Origin of the sequence: Dissulfurimicrobium sp. (assembly GCF_049968175.1) — a bacterium.
Lineage (GTDB): Bacteria > Desulfobacterota > Dissulfuribacteria > Dissulfuribacterales > Sh68 > Dissulfurimicrobium > Dissulfurimicrobium hydrothermale.
The window spans coordinates 21,292-37,879 of sequence record NZ_JBMFRG010000013.1 but is presented as its reverse complement, the minus strand read 5'-3'; the positions used below and the strand labels follow the sequence as shown (position 1 = coordinate 37,879).

Genomic DNA, 16,588 nt, shown 5'->3' with positions numbered 1-16,588 from the left:
ATTGGAATATCTTGGCGTAGGTATCTTTGAGGTGAGAGAGGTCTTCGAGGGCCTTTACCACCAGATATGACTGCTCCAGGAGTTCGACATTGTGTTCATCTATGTACCGCAGGGCCGCACCCATCTCCGGTGAGCCTTTCTGCGACTCCATGATGACCTTCACGTTTGAATAAAAAGGCCTCCAGATGTCTTCGAGCTTGTTCAGTTCAGAGATGAGTTTTTCATCGGTGGCAGGGGAAAGACCCAGGTCATTGTCGCCATCTTTTAATGCCTTGAGATAGCCATCAAAGGACGAGGAGGCATCTTTCAGGTCATCAAGGGCATCCTGATTCCCTTTCAGCATAAAGAGATAGACGTCTTTGGTCATCCTTTGGCTCAGCACCCTCTCCCTCTCGCCCAGAGTTATGGCGGCAGCGTCATGTTTATGCACAGACATTAGGAAGAGATTGACAGATATGGTGACAATGGTTGCAATGAACATTATTGCAACCAGGGCCGGGATAAGGAAGCGGATGGAATAGACGGAACGGATGTGTTGTTTCATGAGTCCTCTCCTTGATATTGAATCAAACCCGTCTGATAGGGTCTGAAGCTTGGTATTATTGATCATTTTACAACAAAATTAGCATTGAAATTAATAAAAAATAAATAAAAAGATAAATTAATATACTTACCCCCCCCATGTCAACTTGGCTGAAAACCCTTTTTCTCAATTTATTACAAATCATCAGGCCTGATTTGGTATCCTCACTTTCATGTGTCTGAGATTCCATTCAGGTTGAGTCCTATCTGGCTAGCGGCGTATGGGAATGGGAATAGCCTGTGAAAAGGGATTTTTTTCTTGACTTATGGCCATCAATCCTTTAAATAGACCTCCATGTCTTATCGTTTTTTGAACCTTGACCGCATGTCGGTCGTTAGATTTTTTTGGATCATCTTTGTCATCCTAAGCTCCGCCTTGATGGTTGCCTGTAAAGATGCTCGAGTAAACGGGATGGCCAAAAATCCATATACAATAGAAGAAGTGCGTAGGATGATGGCTTATCATGGGGCGCTTGCTGCAAAATTTGACGGCGGGCAGTGGTGGGCCTTGGCAAAAGGGGGATGGGTGCGCATTGAGAGCGGCGGCGCGTATAAATATGCCTTCCTTCCCCATGGGGACACCGGTCAGTTATAGTCCGCCTGTCTATTTCTTTTTTTCATTCTATTCCATAAGATCCCTGGATGCTTCGAGATGGAGATGTTGATATGGATAGCCCAAAAGGACTGAATGTATCTGATGTCATATGGGACCTCGATTGCCTCTATACCGGCCTCGGCGATCCCAGGATAAAGAAAGACATGGACAAGGCAGGCGCGTTGGCCGTTGACCTTGCCAGAAGATACGCAGGTAAGGTGGCGGAATTATCCGCTGAAGGGCTCTATGGGGCCATCAAAGAGATGGAAGGGCTTGCGGTGGCCGTCGCCCGTCTTGAGGCCTTTGCACAGCTTGTCTTTGCAACGCGCGTAAATGACCCGGAAGCCGGCGCCTTTCTCCAAAGGATAACGGAGTTTTCAAGCAGTATCTCTAGAGAGGTCGTCTTCTTTGATATCGAATGGGCGAATACCCCGGACGAGAAGGCGGATCTCCTACTCTCTTACAAGACGCTTCAACATTATCGGCATTATCTGAAATCGGCCAGACGCTACAGGCCCCATCTGCTTTCCGAAACCGAGGAGCGTCTCCTCGTAGACATCAGTCCTGCAGGCCGTTCTGCTTGGACGAAGCTCTTTGACAAGGTCCTCGCCTTCAAGCGTTTCGGTAAGAATGGCCGCACGCAGGAGGAGGTGCTTGCCGACCTTTACTCGCCGGAACGCGGTAAACGTAAAGATGCTGCAGCCGAGTTTACAGAAGGCCTTAGGGATGAATGTCATGTAATTGTTCACATATTTAATACGATCCTTGCGGATAAGATGATAGAAGACAGGCTGCGCCGATATCCCGACTGGATAAGTTCCATGAACCTGGCCAACGAGATAGATGCTGAGACTGTAGGTGCCCTTGTTGAGGCGGTAATCGGCCGCTACGACCTGGTCAGCCGCTATTATAAAATAAAACGTTCGCTCCTTGGGCTCGAGGTACTGTATGATTATGACAGGTACGCCCCGGTGGCCGCACTGCCTCGCAGCGAGATATCTTGGTCAGGATGTAAGGATATAGTACTTGAGGCCTTCGGCCGTTTTTCCTCAGATATATTGAGGTTGGCAAGGCGTTTTTTTGACGAGGGATGGATACATGCCCCTATTGTTTCAGGGAAGATCGGCGGGGCGTTTGCGCACCCAACCGTACCAGATGCACATCCCTATGTGCTTGTTAATTATTCGGGAAATTTGCGGGACGTCGAGACCGTTGCGCACGAACTTGGCCATGGCGTGCATCAGGTACTGGCTGGCCAGGTTGGTTTTTTTAACAGCCGGACACCCCTTGTGCTTGCTGAGACTGCATCAGTATTCGGCGAGATGCTGGTTTTCAAAGATATGATGAAGAAGATATCGGCCCGCGACGAACGTCTCGGCCTCGTGTGTTCTAAGATAGAATCTATATTTGCAACCGTCTTTCGCCAGATTGCCATGAACCGCTTTGAAGACGCCATCCATAATCACAGGCGGAAGGCCGGTGAGCTGTCTCTGGAAGATTTTTGTACCCTTTGGCTCAAGACCCAACGCGAGATGTTTCAGGATGGCCTTGTCCTGACCGATGATTACGGGCTCTGGTGGTCTTATATAGGGCATTTTCTCCATGCGCCTGGCTATGTATACGCCTATGCATTTGGAGAGCTGCTTGTCTTGTCGCTCTATGCGCTTTATGAAGATGGGTTTCCTGGCTTTGTCGATCGCTATCTGGAACTCTTGGCCTCTGGCGGCAGTAAGAGCCCGTACGAACTCCTTGAGCCATTCGGGGTTGACATACGTGACCCTGCATTCTGGCGCAAAGGCTTGGGCGTAATAGATGAAATGATAGATGAAGTCGAGGCCTTAGCCTGATTAAAAACCCCTTATTCTGCCGCAGTCGGGGCAGATCCAGGTGACACCATTGCTCATGCCCCACATGTTTTCTTTGAGACAGTCATTACAGATCTCAAAGCCACAAGGGCAGTTCCAGCAAAATGGTAGTTCTCTGCCGCAGGCATGGCATTTAAATTTCCTCTTCTTTTTGTGACCAATTTTTTGTTCGCCTTGCGGATCGCTATTTTTTTTGGTCATGACTTATCGATTTGATTTTATAATAATAATATAATTCTTGCAAAATGATGCAGGAGTTTCTGGATCTCGGGGCAATAGGGCCTTTTATAAAAATCATTTGACGGAGGATGATATGCAGGTAAAGACCCTTTCGGCAGGCGTTGTGGTGGTAAGGAGGGAAGAAGGCATCTGGAAATATCTCATGCTTCGGGCTTACAAGTATTGGGACTTCCCGAAGGGCATTGTGGAGCCAGGGGAAGAGCCTGTGGCAGCTGCGATACGTGAGGTGGAGGAGGAAACCACCATAAAAGATCTGGAATTCCGTTGGGGCTATGACTATCGGGAGACGGAGCCGTATAATAACGGCAAGGTGGCTCGTTACTACATTGCCGAGACAAAGAGTATTACGGTAGACCTTCCGCTTAACTCTATGATCGGAAGGCCTGAACACGACGAATACCGTTGGTTTACCCATGAAGAGGCCTTGGATGTGGCTGCTCAGAGGGTGACACATGTGCTCAAATGGGCAAAGGATATTCTCGGATAGCCCTTTGTGCCCCAATAAGCCCCAATTTCTGCTCCATGACCACGAAGACAGGGATCTTTTGCAGCAGCCATGTCAGACGCCCTTTGGTCTCAAAGGTCTTTCTGAAGTCGGATCTGATCAGAAAAGGGAGGATTGCAGGTGCTATCCCGCCCGTTATATATACACCGCCTGAAGCAAGGCACTTTAACGCCAAGTTTCCTGCTTCTGCACCGTATATCGAACAGAATATTTCAAGCGCCCTTGTGCAGAGTCCGTCCTTGTTTGCCATGGCGGATGCAGTTATCTCGGCAGGGTTGTGATATGATGGGTTGACGCCGTTTTTGTTTGCCAAAAAGCCGTAGATATTCATAAGGCCGGGTCCTGAGAGCACCCTTTCGACGCTTACATGGCCGAATTTTTTAGCAAGACTTTCTAAGAGTTCAATCTCAATAGGGCTATTTGGTGCAAAATCGACATGCCCTCCCTCAGTCGCCAGTATCTTGAACCTCATATCATCCAATGGGACAATTAATGCCTCGCCAAGACCTGTCCCTGCACCGATTACCGCCTTGGGCCCACGGTCTGTAGCCTCAAGACCACCGATCTTCACCATCTGGTGCGAGCCGAGCGACATGACCCCGAAGGCAGCGGCCTCGATGTCGTTTATAAGCATGACCATCTGATTAGGGATGTTTAGTATGTGAGACATCTCCAGGCTGGTTATAGTCCACGGCAGATTAATGGTGGAAGCCTCGCCTTTTTCCTTGTCGACAACACCTGCAACAGCTAGACATGCCCCTTTTATCTTGATCTTTAACGGACCGAGTATGCTCTCGGCGTCTCGAAGAAAGGCGGTCAGACATTGGGCAAGTGAATCGACAGCAGTAGATGGATAGCTGCGCTCAAAAAGTATTATATCGTCTCTGAAGATGGCAAGCCTACCATTGGTGCCACCTATGTCGCCCGCCAGTATCAGCATCTTATGTTCATGGAGAGATTACGGGTAAGTGCCATTGCCTTAACGGCCAGGTCCAATGGCAGAAGCCCTGTCCCGCAGCTTGGTGTGATGAGGCCTTGTGAGAGGATCAATGAGCTGTCGGCCCCGAGTCCGTCTACGCATTCTTGCCAGCGTAGAAGTAATCCGTCTGTATCGGCATTCCTTAGATCTTCTTCATTTAGCGTTGGCACAAGACCCCAAGCTATAACCCCACCCCTTTTGAGAAAATTCATCAGTTCGTTTTTAAACAGGAGGATGCGGTCAAGATAACCAAATGCATCGAAGCTCAAGATATCTATAGGCAAGGAGAGCACCAGCGGCCAGTCGGTATTGGCGCAGACATGAATTCCGGCCAGACCGCCCGCCTGGTGGACCGCTGAGATCACCTCTTTGAGGTCCGACGCCACATCATCCCTTGGTATACCGATCAGGGCGGATGAACCAAAGCCTGCCAGTGCAGGTTCGTCAAGGAAGATGATCACCCGCTCGACCTCGGTCTTTAGTATATGGACTTGATAAGCAGCCTTGAGGCCCAAGGCCTTTACCACTGCTTCCCTAAGGGTTGGGTTGAAATAGACGGCACGGCCCGAGCTGTCTTTGAGCCCTATGAGCATAGTGAACGGCCCAGTGATCTGACCCTTCAAGGCCAGAGGTCTAGTCTCGATCTTTCGAAGTGCCGCAAGAAGGGCATTGAGTCCCTTGCCGGTCGTCTCTGAAAAGGCAAAGATCGACCCTTCAAGCGGTGCAATGCCCTCTGTAACTGCCAGATATTTTTCATAAAAGGTCACGAGATCCTTTTCAAAGTCGGGTCCGCTCGTTTCGAAATATATATTATCTCCTTCGCCCCTTATACCTGGAAGACCTTCCGAGAATTGACTCAGCAACCTCTCGTTGGGATGGCACGGAAGCTGCACCCAGAGTGGGATTTCAGGTGTATATTTCATCATCAGCTCCGTCGCCTCAGCGTGATCTGTAAGCGGCAGGCTTCCTATGAGGAGAGGGAGCGAACCAGGTTTAAATGTCATCGTTACCTCGCTTTAAAAAGTGGTCGGATTATAAGTATGTTATTTCATATTGCTCAAGATGAAATGCAGATTTTGAGACAACGATTATCTCATGACCAGTATATTTCTCAAGTGTTGTAACATGTTGACTCTCTTCTTTTAAGAGCATATCGGCGATAGCTGGATGCACAGCTATTTCTATCTTGTTTGACTTGGATTGCCTTGATTTTCGCTGGATTAAACGGAATATCTCATAACAGATGGTTCTCTTGGCCTTAAGATAGCCCATGCCTTCGCAATAAAAACACGGTTCGCATAAGATGCTATTGAGGTCTTCCCTGTTTCTCTTTCTTGTCATCTGGATGAGGCCTAGCTCGGACATCCTCAATATATTGGCCTTGCTCTTGTCTTTTTTAAGGGCCTCCTTAAGGGTCTTAAAGACCTCCTCCCTGCTTGCAGGGTTCTCCATGTCTATAAAATCAATGATGATGAGACCGCCTATATTCCTAAGCCTAAGCTGATAAGCTATTTCCCTGGCGGCCTCAAGGTTTATCTTGAGTATGGTGTCTTCAAGGTGACGTTTTCCTACAAATTTACCGGTATTTACATCTATTGCGGTCAAGGCCTCAGTGCTTTCGATTACGATATAACCGCCTGATTTGAGCCATACCTTTTTTTCAAAGGCGCGGGAGACCTCGACCTCTATGCCGAATGCGTCGAATATAGGCAATGTTTGGGTATAGAGTTCGATTTTGGGCCTTAGATGTGGGGCAAATGCCTCTACAAAGGCCAATATGCGCCCATGCGCCTCATTTGAATCGACAACTAGTCGCTCCACATCGCCTGTAAAGAGGTCTCTGATGGCGCGAAGGGTTATGTCAAGGTCTTCGTAGACAAGGCTTGGTATGGGAGCGACGGCACTTTTCCTCTGAATATTTTCCCATAGATGTAGTAGAAAATCCATCTCGGTCTGTATATCTTTGGGGCCCAGACCTTCGCAGGCTGTTCTTGCAATAAAACCATAGCCCTTCGGCCGCATGGAGTCTATCGTCTCTTTGAGACGCTGCCGTTCGTTTTCATCTTCTATTTTGCGCGATATACCAACCTGATCAATGGTGGGCATGAGCACCAGGTGCCGCCCTGGGATGGAAATGTGCGAGGTCACTCTGGCGCCTTTTGTCCCTATAGGTTCCTTTATAACCTGGACCAATATCTCCTGCCCTTCATGCAGGAGATCTTCGATGCGGAAAGGGGTTGAGATATAATCGATCCGGTCATCTTCATTGCAATTGCACCCATTAGGATCTTCCGCGCATTCGGCCTGACCTAGCATGGCCTCGAATTCAGACAGATGGTCATATACATCCGTTACATAGATAAATGCGGTGCGACAGAGTCCTATATCGAGAAAGGCCGCCTGCATCCCTGGCAGTACCCTCACCACACGGCCTTTGTAGATGTTGCCAACATAACCCTTTTCAGCCTGTCTTTCTATGTGCAGCTCAGCTACCGAGCTGTTTTCAAGCAAGGCGAGTCTGGTCTCCCAGGGCGTAGTATTTATAATCAATTCGGAGGTCATAGATCTAAAATATGCCGCTCTTCATGAATATTCAAGTAATTATAAAAGGTGATTTGCTCGGTGGTGATGGTCTGGGACGATCTTCCATAAGTCTAATTGCGCGCAAGCACTTGCCGCCGCCCCATTGGATCTGCAGGTCCGACTATGCCGTCTTTTTCCATCTGTTCTATCATACGTGCGGAACGGTTGTATCCTATCCTGAGCCTTCTTTGCAGCATGGAAATGGATGCCTGACCGCTTTGTCTTACAATCTCGACCGCCTCCTCATAGAGCTCATCTTGCCAGTCAGGGCGGCACCCCCCGCCATCGCCTTCATCATCTTCGCCTGGGATGGCGTCCACGACGGACAGGTCATATTGTGGTTGGCCTTGGGCCTTCAGATGTTCTACTATCTTCATTATTTCATTTTCCGATACATATGCCCCATGTATACGCTGAAGGGTCGCCGTGCCGGGTGGAAGAAACAACATATCTCCCATGCCCAAGAGCCTTTCGGCCCCGATCACATCAAGGATGGTGCGTGAGTCAACCTTTGATGAGACCTTGAAGGATATGCGCGCAGGAAAGTTGGCCTTTATGAGGCCAGTTAGCACATCAACCGACGGCCTCTGTGTCGCTATAAGGAGGTGGATGCCAGCAGCCCTCGCCATCTGGGCAAGGCGGGCGATCGCCGATTCGACTTCTTTAGAGGAGACCATCATTAGATCTGCAAGTTCATCAATGATTACAACTAGATATGGGAGCAACTCATCGGCTATTTTATTGTAGCTATCCAGATTTCTGGCCTGGGCCTCTTCAAGGAGTTTGTATCGGCGCTCCATCTCCATCACGACCCATCTGAGGGCCCTTGTGGCATCTTTTGGTTCACTGACTACCGGATGGAGTAGATGGGGTATGCCGTCATAGAGAGAGAGCTCTATCCTCTTTGGGTCAACCATCAAGAACCGCAATTTCTCAGGGCGATGGCGATAGAGCATGGAACATATCATAGCGTTTAGGCCTACGCTTTTACCTGTGCCGGTTGCACCGGCGATCAGAAGATGCGGCATCCTGGCGAGGTCGGTCACTACAGGTTTGCCGATTATATCTTCTCCTAGTGCCAGGGGCAGGGCATACTTATTATCTTGGAAGGTCCCACTCTCAAGTATTTCTTTTAGATATACGGTCTGCCTTTCCTGGTTGGCAAGTTCAATCCCGATTACGGCCTTGCCTGGTATCGGGGCCACGATCCTAACGCTCTGGGTCTTTAAGGCCAGTGCCAGATCGTCGGCAAGGGACGCTACTTTGTTTATCTTTACGCCTGGTGCAGGGACGTATTCATACATAGTGACGACCGGGCCTGGACATATCTCGTCCACCTTGCCTGCAACGCCGAAATCCAGAAGTTTTTGTTCAAGCACACGGGCGTTTTCACGACAGGCCGATTTGTTTATTACATTAGTCTTTGAAGGCGGTGTATCAAGAAGGGAAAGGGGCGGCAGACTGAATTCACCCTTTATTGAAGTGGCCTGAAACACAGAGGCGTCTTCTGCCCCTGCGGTCTCTCTGCGTTGTTTCTTTTCACTTTGTTCTGTCTTAGGCTCGACGATCCTCGGATATCCATCATCATCTTTTACGGTCGTCCGTCCGGGCGTTTCTGGATATTCCAGGTTTTTTACCGACCCAGCGTTTGATTTCTTAAGATCAAGCCTGCCATGAAACACGTAACGAAATACGAACAGGAGGCGATTCACCCCCTTTTTGAGCGAAAATGGCGTTACGGCCATGAGCCCGGCAATAAAAAAGGCGGATAAAAATATAGCCGCTCCGCCTGTGCCGAGCAATTTTTTGGTTTCCTGCAAGACATAGGCGCCCAATATCCCGCCAGCGCCATTTTCGGAATGAGATTGAAACATCTGCAGTATAGCGCTCGCAGAGATCAAGGTTATCGTCCAGCCTGGTAGAAACCATGACGCCGGCTGTGCCTTGTCGGTCTGTGGCCCACTGAACAAAGAAAAGGCGGCGAAAAGCAGAGGCACTGGAACGACCCATACTGTATAACCGAACACATCGATAAGAAATGAGGCGATGATGGTGCCAGCCGGACCCATCCAATTTTTAAGATCGCTACCGTATAGATGACTTATTATCGAAACGAAGATGAAAACAGCAGTTGCAATCAGGAAAAGCCCTGTAACCTCCCTGAAGAAGTCCCTGCGCCTTTGAGATTCATTGTTTATGATCATATCATCTTTTGATTCGTTTGCCATCTTACCTTTGTCGGTCTTCTTGAGGTTTTACCTTGTTTTCCGAGTTGATGGTTAGTTACGGAGCGACCTATCCTTTTGCGGCAAGGCGGAACGCCGAGATGATCAGGCCAATTTTGTCATTTTCCATGCTTGATTTATTATTTTATCATTTTATGATGTATAATCATACCTATCTAGATGATTATTTTTATGTCATTCAGCCTTACTTTGCAGCCTCATGAAATCGTGTAATCGGCAATTTAATCTTAGTTTTTATCCAAATGGAATGCAAAAAAAACAAATACAAAAAAGATCCAACATCTCAGAACTTGAACAAAAGATAGGCTATCGTTTTTCCAATAAGTCATTACCAAAACAGGCGATTACGCACCGTTCCTATGCTGTAGAGCAGACACCGAGGGTGCTGGACAATGAACGTCTTGAATTTCTTGGGGATGCAGTCCTTGGTCTTGTGGTCAGCCACATGCTTTATTTCAGGTATGGGAGCGAATACAAAGAAGGCGACCTCAGCAGGATAAGGGCATTTCTTGTAAATGAGTCTCAATTGGCCAGGCAGGCCAGAAAGCTAGGACTTGCAAGCTGCATTCTGCTTGGTAAGGGGGAGGCGAGATGCAACGGCAGCAACAAGGATTCTATCTTGGCTGATGCGTTTGAGGCCTTGGTGGGCGCTATATATCTCGACGGCGGGATTGAGCCGGCGTTCCTTTTTATTAAAAGGTGGTTTGATGATCTATTTGATATTGCATTAGATTTCGGCCTGGAACAGGACTATAAGACAAATCTCCAGGAGATCACACAGCGGCTCTATCATGAGACGCCGGTTTATGAGGTTGAGCAGGTCTCTGGGCCTGACCACGAGCGGCTGTTTACAGTAGCCCTGTATCTCAGGGGCGATATGCTTGCGAGGGCTACTGGTTCCAGCAAAAAAGAGGCCGAACAGAGGGCGGCCGAGATCGCAATCGGAAAATTGAAGTGATGCGCAATGAATTGGATGAAAAAGGGCCTTTCAGATCGGGGTTTGTAGCAATAATTGGTGCGCCGAATGCCGGTAAATCGACCCTTTTGAACCAGTTACTCGGAGAGAAGGTGGCCATAGTTACGCCCAAGCCTCAGACCACCAGGCGCAATATCAAAGGGGTTCTTACCGGCCGAGATTATCAGATTATATTTATCGACACCCCAGGCATCCATCGTCCTAAAAGGCCTTTAAACAAACTGATAGTAAAGTCGGCCATAGATGCCATGCGCGATGCGGATTTATTGCTCATGCTTGCCGATATATCCTGTAAAAAAGGGGTGGAAGCTGCACTCTCGCTCGTAGATGTCATCAGGGAAAACAGTCGATGTGATACAATTCTTGCTTTTAACAAGATAGATATGGTCAAAAGAGAGACTCTATTGCCATTAATAGATCTTTTCAAAGATGTATATCCATTCAGGGCCATAGTCCCGGTTTCGGCCAGATGCAACAACGGCATGGGCAGGCTTGTCAGCGAGATACTGCGATCGCTTCCTGCCGGTCCTCAGTATTATTATGATGGCTCTTGTATAGTCGATCAGGGTATGGATGAGTTCGCTGCCGAACTTGTTCGTGAAAAGATATTTTTGACGACGAGGGAGGAGGTGCCCTATTCCGTTGCGGTCGAGGCTGAGAAGTTCGATAAAGGGAGGGATGGCCTGATCAGGATAAAGGTCGTAGTTTATGTAGAGAGGCAGTCTCAAAAAGGGATCATAATCGGCAAGGAAGGGGTCGGCCTGAAAAAAATCGGTACGCTTGCCAGGGTCGAAATGGAAAAAAGATGGGGGTGTAAAGTTTATTTGGATATATGGGTCAAGACGCTTAAAGATTGGTCTAGAGATAAAAGGCATCTCAGACGCTTCGGATTTGGCGATTGACATGTCAAATGTGACATTTTAGTCTCTTTTTTCTTTTAAGGCATGAGGTTAAAATGTCACACCACATTAATTTTTCTTTAATTCAGTTTTTTATCCTATTGATTTAATGCGCTATTCTTTTAATCATTTTTTGGCATATCTTTTGCTCTTCTTCTTTTTAAGAACTCTTTAAGAACCTCAAAAATAAAATAAGGGTTGTTGCCTGTGTAACTAACAGGGGATGTTGAGTGTGTTTATTTATAAATAATGTGGAGAGAGCAGGTGGTTTTTCAAAATACGCTTAAAAAATATGTAATGGCTTCAGGTATCGGCCTTCATACAGGGGCCAGGGTGACCATAAAATTGCATCCAGCGCCAGTTGATTCTGGCATTAGGTTTGTGCGGACGGATCTTGATCCAGTGGCACTTATACCTGCCAACATTGGATATGTCACAGAGACATCGCTTGCTACAACAGTGGGCAATGCTGCTGGGTCTGTTTCAACTATTGAGCACCTCATGGCTGCCTTTTTTGGGATGGGTATAGATAATGCCATTGTGGAGATAGACGGGCCTGAGGTCCCAATTATGGACGGTAGCGCCTATCCTTTTGTAGCCATGATTAAGCAGGTTGGTTTGAGTAGCCAGAAGGCGCCTAGGCGTTATATCGAGATACTTGAGCCTGTAACCGTTAGTTCGGGTGATAAGACTATCACAATCTCACCGTGTGATAGTCTTTATGTGTCCGTCGGTATAGATTTTGATCACCCTATGATAGCAAGACAGCAATTCGATTCCAGGGTTACGCCTCATATTTTTGAACGACGTATAAGCAGGGCAAGGACCTTCGGTTTTTTAAAAGAGGTTGAATATCTCAAAGAAAATGGTCTGGCGCTGGGAGGTTGTCTTGACAATGCCCTTGTGCTTGATGACAAGACCATCTTGAACCAAGATGGCTTAAGATTTTCAGACGAATTCGTGCGCCACAAGGCCCTTGATTTAATTGGAGATATATACCTTTTAGGTAATCCGGTCTTGGGTAAGATAGATTCATTTAAAAGCGGTCATGCCATCCATCACCTTTTAAGCAAAGAACTTTTGAACCGCCCTTATACATGGCGACTGGTTGAATTGGATGCAGAAAGGCCGGCAGATCCATGGGCGGTACAGGCTATATCGGGAGAAAAGGGGATCTTTACATCCGTTTCTGTGTAAACTTGAGATTAGGGGGGTGTCATGGATTCAAAGGAACTCTGTGAAAAGATCAGAGAGATATACCCTGATATCGGTAAATGCCATATAGACCTTGATGTAAGATACGATCAAGCAAAAAAGGCCTGGGTGGTTCGTTTGGAAAGGGGCGGCAAAAGACTTGAAACGTATTTAGAGCCTCAAGAGGCAGATGCATGTATGATCGGCAAGGAATGCATATCACTTGGCATCCAAGTCGCCCAGCTTGTAAGGGATCTGGAGGAAAGACCTGAAACTAGACAGTCCGAAGGTGTATAGACTATGTCTGGCGTGTACGGTGTGTCGCTTTGCATGTGAGACAAGTACCCTGGAAAAGTCTTTTTTTTACCCAACGAATCCCGTATTTGAGGAGCTCGAGCTCGTCATTAGTAATCTTTCTGATTATCTCCCCTGATTCTAGATAGCGATCAAGATTTGGACCTTTCAGAAAAAAACGTCTGAATTCATCAAGATCGTAACAGCCGCGGTAAAATATCTCTATCTGATCTGCCGTGAGGCTTGGGTCGCCTACTTCTATCTTTGCCTGCAAAAGCTCTCCAAATATATCGTTTATTTCGTTATACGGTTTTATCTCTTGGTTTTTGACCCATTCTTCTACTGTCCATTCCACCCCGTCTTGAAAGCCTAGACAATCCGGTTCCTTAACTATATAATAAAATTCTTCAACACCGTTTCTATCTTTGGAACGGCAGGATATCCTTGCAAGGGGATATGTCCTGCAAGCGCCGGGTCTGTCGTCATAAACTGTGCATCCCTTGCCGGTTTCAAGAAACGGGCACTTCATGTCGGCGCCTTCCATTTTAAGCATCACCACCGGAAGGCCTGAACCAGGCCCGACATGCACGCTTGTATAGCGCTTCAGGAAATCCCATGATTTCAAGCCCAGGCATTTTTTAAGTCTTAAGATATCATAGGGGGTCAATATAAGATTGAGATCGTGGCAACAGGCTGTAAAACAGGCCCTTTCAGGGGTGCACGAAAAGCGGAACGTATCCCTGCCCACCATCTTTTTTGAAGAGTCGAAACAGATTTGAGGTCCTTCGGCCATCTGATTCTCCATTTTATTTTTATGCATCGAGATGCCAAATTAAAATACGAAATTTTGCGGCATCGGACAAGGCGCCTTTTGTTTGATTGTATTGTATGACGATCATGTTACATAAAATGGTATCATCGATTTTTATATGGTAAAAGAAAAAATTTGGTTTAATATCAGATAGCATAAATAAGGCTGTGAAATTTTTATCCATCAAATAGGTTTGCAAACGGGGATCCGAGGCTTGTTTCGCTATTTAACAGCTAAAAATGACAAATCAGGTTCATGGGCGCATCTCCCCATTTTTGACTCGGCCTTCAGATTTATTACGTTAGCTGCGGCCCTTTCCATACTGATCTTGCTTGTAATGATGCTTGCAGTGCTTATATACAACGCTTGGCCTTCCATTCAACGTTTTGGTTTGAAATTTCTCATATCCACCACATGGAACCCAGTTACCTCTGAATTCGGGGCCCTTACAACAATAATAGGTACATTGGTATCCACAGCGCTTGCCATGTTGCTTGCAGTCCCTGTCGCCCTTGGAGTGGCCATATTTCTTACCGAACTCTCGCCGCTTGCGCTGAGACCCATCTTCGGTGTGGCTATAGAACTTCTGGCTGCGATACCGTCTATTATATATGGCATGTGGGGCCTTTTTGTCCTTGCGCCCTTCATGTCGGATTACATACAGCCGTTTCTTGGGAGATATTTGGGGTTTTTGCCGCTTTTTCAGGGACCGCCCATGGGCATAGGGATGTTCACGGCCGGCGTAGTGCTGGCCATAATGATATTGCCCTTTATGGCATCTATCATAAGAGATGTATTTTTAATGACGCCAAGGGTTATAAAAGAATCCGCCTATGGACTTGGTGCAACGATGTGGGAGGTGGTTAGACAGATAGTACTTCCCTACGGTATGAGGGGTGTAATAGGTGGGCTACTTCTAGGCTTGGGCAGGGCTATCGGCGAAACGATGGCGGTAACGTTTGTGATAGGGAACGCCCATGAATTGTCACTTTCCCTGTTTGCCCCTGGTAATACCATTGCCTCAACGCTTGCCAACGAATTTACAGAGGCGTCGGATAGAATCTATCTCTCGGCCCTTATAGAACTAGGGCTCGTTTTATTTTTGATCACCTTTGTCGTGTTGGGACTTGCAGAATGGTGGCTTAAAAAAAACACGTCAGGGGGATATAAGGCATGAAGAAGAGGTCTATGTTGCCCAGACGGCTTGTAAACAGCGTGGCCTTGGTCGCCTCCTCAATATCCGCCTTTATAGGGATATTTTTTCTCGTATGGATACTTTTTGAAATACTAGCCAGGGGTTTTTCAGCCATAAATTGGGCGTTTTTTACCGAACTCCCGCTTCCACCCGGCGAGGCAGGCGGTGGACTTGCAAACGCCATGTTGGGCACCGTCATTATCACCGTTCTTGCCATGATAATGGGCGTTCCGCTTGGGATCTTGGCAGGTACATATCTCTCAGAGTTTGGTCACGGCAGATTTGCAGGGGTTACCCGTTTCTTGTCCGGCATATTCGGTAGCGCCCCTGCGATTGTAATCGGGATATTTGTTTATGCCATCATTGTCGTGCCGATGAAAAGTTTTTCCGGTCTTGCCGGGGCTGTGTCCCTGGCCATCCTTATGTTGCCGGTCATTACAAGGACAACCGAAGAAATGCTGAAGCTTGTGCCATCCGGGCTGAGGGAGGCGGCGCTTGCCTTGGGTGCACCCTACTGGCATATGGTTGTCCAGGTGGTATATCGTGGTGCAAGGGCTGGCATGTTGACTGGTATAATTCTCGCTGTAGCCAGGGTCTCGGGTGAGACCGCACCGCTCTTGTTTACATCGCTGAACAGCCCTTATTGGCCGAGCGGGATACTGCGTCCGATGCCGAATCTTACGGTCACTATCTTTAATTATGCGATGTCACCTTATGATGATTGGCAGATGAAGGCCTGGGGGGCGTCATTTATTATTGCCTTTTCAGTCCTTGTCATGAATATAATAGCCAGATTTTTGGTTCACCGCATGGAGAAATAAAAATAGGGGGAAAGAGGGGTGTTTCTTCCACCGGATACGCCTGTCAAGATAAAGGTTAGAAATCTCAATTTCTTTTATGGTAAGGTCCAGGCGCTGTTTGATAATAGCATAGACATAGCCGAATATAAGGTTACGGCCTTCATAGGCCCATCAGGCTGTGGAAAGTCCACACACATTAGGACATATAACCGTATGTATTCATTATATCCTGATCAGAGGGCGGAGGGCGAGGTCATCTTCGACGGTGTAAATATCCTTTCATCCGATGTCAATTTGATTGATCTTAGGATGAGAATTGGGATGGTCTTTCAAAAACCAACACCGTTCCCTATGTCGATATTTGACAATGTAGCCTATGGCATCAGGTTAAAGTACAGCCCGAGCAAATCGGAACTAAACGACAGGGTGGAGCAGGCCCTTAAAGATGCGGCATTGCTGGATGAGGTTAAAGACAATATCCATGCCGTCGGGACGGCCTTGTCCGGTGGACAGCAGCAACGCCTCTGTATAGCAAGGGCGATCGCTGTCGAGCCTGAGGTGATATTGATGGACGAGCCATGCTCTGCCCTTGATCCTATCGCTACATACAAGATTGAGGAATTGATAGAACGTCTGAAGGAAAGATTCACCATCGTGATCGTAACACACAATATGCAACAGGCGGCACGTGTTTCTGATTATACTGCCTTTTTTTATCTCGGGCGATGTGTGGAATTCGGGCCGACTGACAAGATGTTCACCAATCCTACAAAGAAGGAGACAGAGGACTATATAACAGGTAGATTCGGCTAATTTTTCATTGA

General features: G+C 47.4%; 16 protein-coding genes. 10 read left to right on the top strand and 6 right to left on the bottom strand.

Annotated features, from left to right (window positions below; all coding sequences use genetic code 11):
• The coding region (locus ACP5SG_RS02840; protein WP_424661786.1) for a type IV pili methyl-accepting chemotaxis transducer N-terminal domain-containing protein at positions 1-544 on the bottom strand (544 nt) is incomplete at its 3' end.
• 333 nt (positions 545-877) lie between these two features.
• Between ACP5SG_RS02840 and ACP5SG_RS02835 the strand changes: the two genes are divergently transcribed.
• The 3 genes from ACP5SG_RS02835 to ACP5SG_RS02825 all read left to right on the top strand — a co-directional run bounded on the left by ACP5SG_RS02835 (position 878) and on the right by ACP5SG_RS02825 (position 3,769).
• Positions 878-1,177, top strand: coding sequence for a hypothetical protein (locus ACP5SG_RS02835; RefSeq protein ID WP_237888264.1), 300 nt, complete (start codon positions 878-880; stop codon positions 1,175-1,177).
• 71 nt (positions 1,178-1,248) lie between these two features.
• Entirely contained in the window at positions 1,249-3,024 is a 1,776-nt protein-coding gene (locus tag ACP5SG_RS02830) for a M3 family oligoendopeptidase (protein WP_237888263.1), read from the top strand.
• 331 nt (positions 3,025-3,355) lie between these two features.
• Positions 3,356-3,769 carry an NUDIX domain-containing protein gene (locus ACP5SG_RS02825; RefSeq protein ID WP_237888261.1) on the top strand — a complete coding sequence of 138 codons (414 nt, stop codon included), beginning with the start codon at positions 3,356-3,358 and terminating at the stop codon, positions 3,767-3,769.
• Here ACP5SG_RS02825 and glk read toward each other — a convergent pair.
• From glk to ACP5SG_RS02805, 4 genes are all read right to left on the bottom strand, one after another.
• Entirely contained in the window at positions 3,741-4,727 is a 987-nt protein-coding gene (gene glk / locus ACP5SG_RS02820) for a glucokinase (protein WP_428121794.1), read from the bottom strand. The genes ACP5SG_RS02825 and glk overlap by 29 nt on opposite strands.
• Entirely contained in the window at positions 4,721-5,770 is a 1,050-nt protein-coding gene (locus ACP5SG_RS02815) for a hypothetical protein (protein WP_237888259.1), read from the bottom strand. The genes glk and ACP5SG_RS02815 overlap by 7 nt, the downstream gene beginning before the upstream one ends.
• Positions 5,771-5,798: 28 nt before the next feature.
• Positions 5,799-7,328: an Rne/Rng family ribonuclease gene (locus tag ACP5SG_RS02810; RefSeq protein ID WP_237888258.1), complete on the bottom strand. Its 1,530-nt coding sequence runs from the start codon at positions 7,326-7,328 to the stop codon at positions 5,799-5,801.
• 92 nt (positions 7,329-7,420) lie between these two features.
• Positions 7,421-9,577 (bottom strand): DNA translocase FtsK, encoded by a 2,157-nt coding sequence (locus tag ACP5SG_RS02805; protein WP_424661789.1) that lies wholly within the window; start codon positions 9,575-9,577, stop codon positions 7,421-7,423.
• Positions 9,578-9,842: 265 nt separating this feature from the next.
• Between ACP5SG_RS02805 and rnc the strand changes: the two genes are divergently transcribed.
• The 4 genes from rnc (at position 9,843) to ACP5SG_RS02785 (ending at position 12,961) form a co-directional block, all read left to right on the top strand.
• Complete coding sequence (rnc, locus tag ACP5SG_RS02800; RefSeq protein WP_424661790.1) at positions 9,843-10,553, top strand: ribonuclease III; 711 nt, start codon at positions 9,843-9,845, stop codon at positions 10,551-10,553.
• Positions 10,553-11,473, top strand: a complete 921-nt coding sequence (gene era, locus ACP5SG_RS02795) for a GTPase Era (RefSeq protein WP_428121785.1) — start codon at positions 10,553-10,555, stop codon at positions 11,471-11,473. Before rnc ends, era begins: the two co-directional genes overlap by 1 nt.
• Positions 11,474-11,734: 261 nt before the next feature.
• A complete protein-coding gene (gene lpxC / locus ACP5SG_RS02790) occupies positions 11,735-12,667 on the top strand; it encodes a UDP-3-O-acyl-N-acetylglucosamine deacetylase (protein ID WP_428121782.1) in 933 nt (310 codons plus the stop codon).
• Between the two features lie 21 nt (positions 12,668-12,688).
• Positions 12,689-12,961 (top strand): hypothetical protein, encoded by a 273-nt coding sequence (locus ACP5SG_RS02785; protein ID WP_237888253.1) that lies wholly within the window; start codon positions 12,689-12,691, stop codon positions 12,959-12,961.
• 1 nt (position 12,962) lies between these two features.
• Here ACP5SG_RS02785 and ACP5SG_RS02780 read toward each other — a convergent pair whose 3' ends face one another.
• Complete coding sequence (locus ACP5SG_RS02780; protein WP_237888252.1) at positions 12,963-13,751, bottom strand: YkgJ family cysteine cluster protein; 789 nt, start codon at positions 13,749-13,751, stop codon at positions 12,963-12,965.
• Between the two features lie 232 nt (positions 13,752-13,983).
• Here ACP5SG_RS02780 and pstC point away from each other — a divergent pair, with 232 nt between their 5' ends.
• Genes pstC through pstB form a run of 3 tightly spaced genes read left to right on the top strand, consistent with a single transcriptional unit; the run spans position 13,984 to position 16,577 of the window.
• Entirely contained in the window at positions 13,984-14,946 is a 963-nt protein-coding gene (gene pstC, locus ACP5SG_RS02775) for a phosphate ABC transporter permease subunit PstC (protein ID WP_428121777.1), read from the top strand.
• The gene (gene pstA, locus ACP5SG_RS02770) at positions 14,943-15,785 is read left to right on the top strand and encodes a phosphate ABC transporter permease PstA (RefSeq protein WP_424661196.1); all 843 of its coding nucleotides are present in this window, start codon (positions 14,943-14,945) and stop codon (positions 15,783-15,785) included. Before pstC ends, pstA begins: the two co-directional genes overlap by 4 nt.
• An 18-nt stretch (positions 15,786-15,803) precedes the next feature.
• Entirely contained in the window at positions 15,804-16,577 is a 774-nt protein-coding gene (gene pstB / locus ACP5SG_RS02765; protein ID WP_237888249.1) for a phosphate ABC transporter ATP-binding protein PstB, read from the top strand.
• Positions 16,578-16,588: the final 11 nt, after the last annotated feature.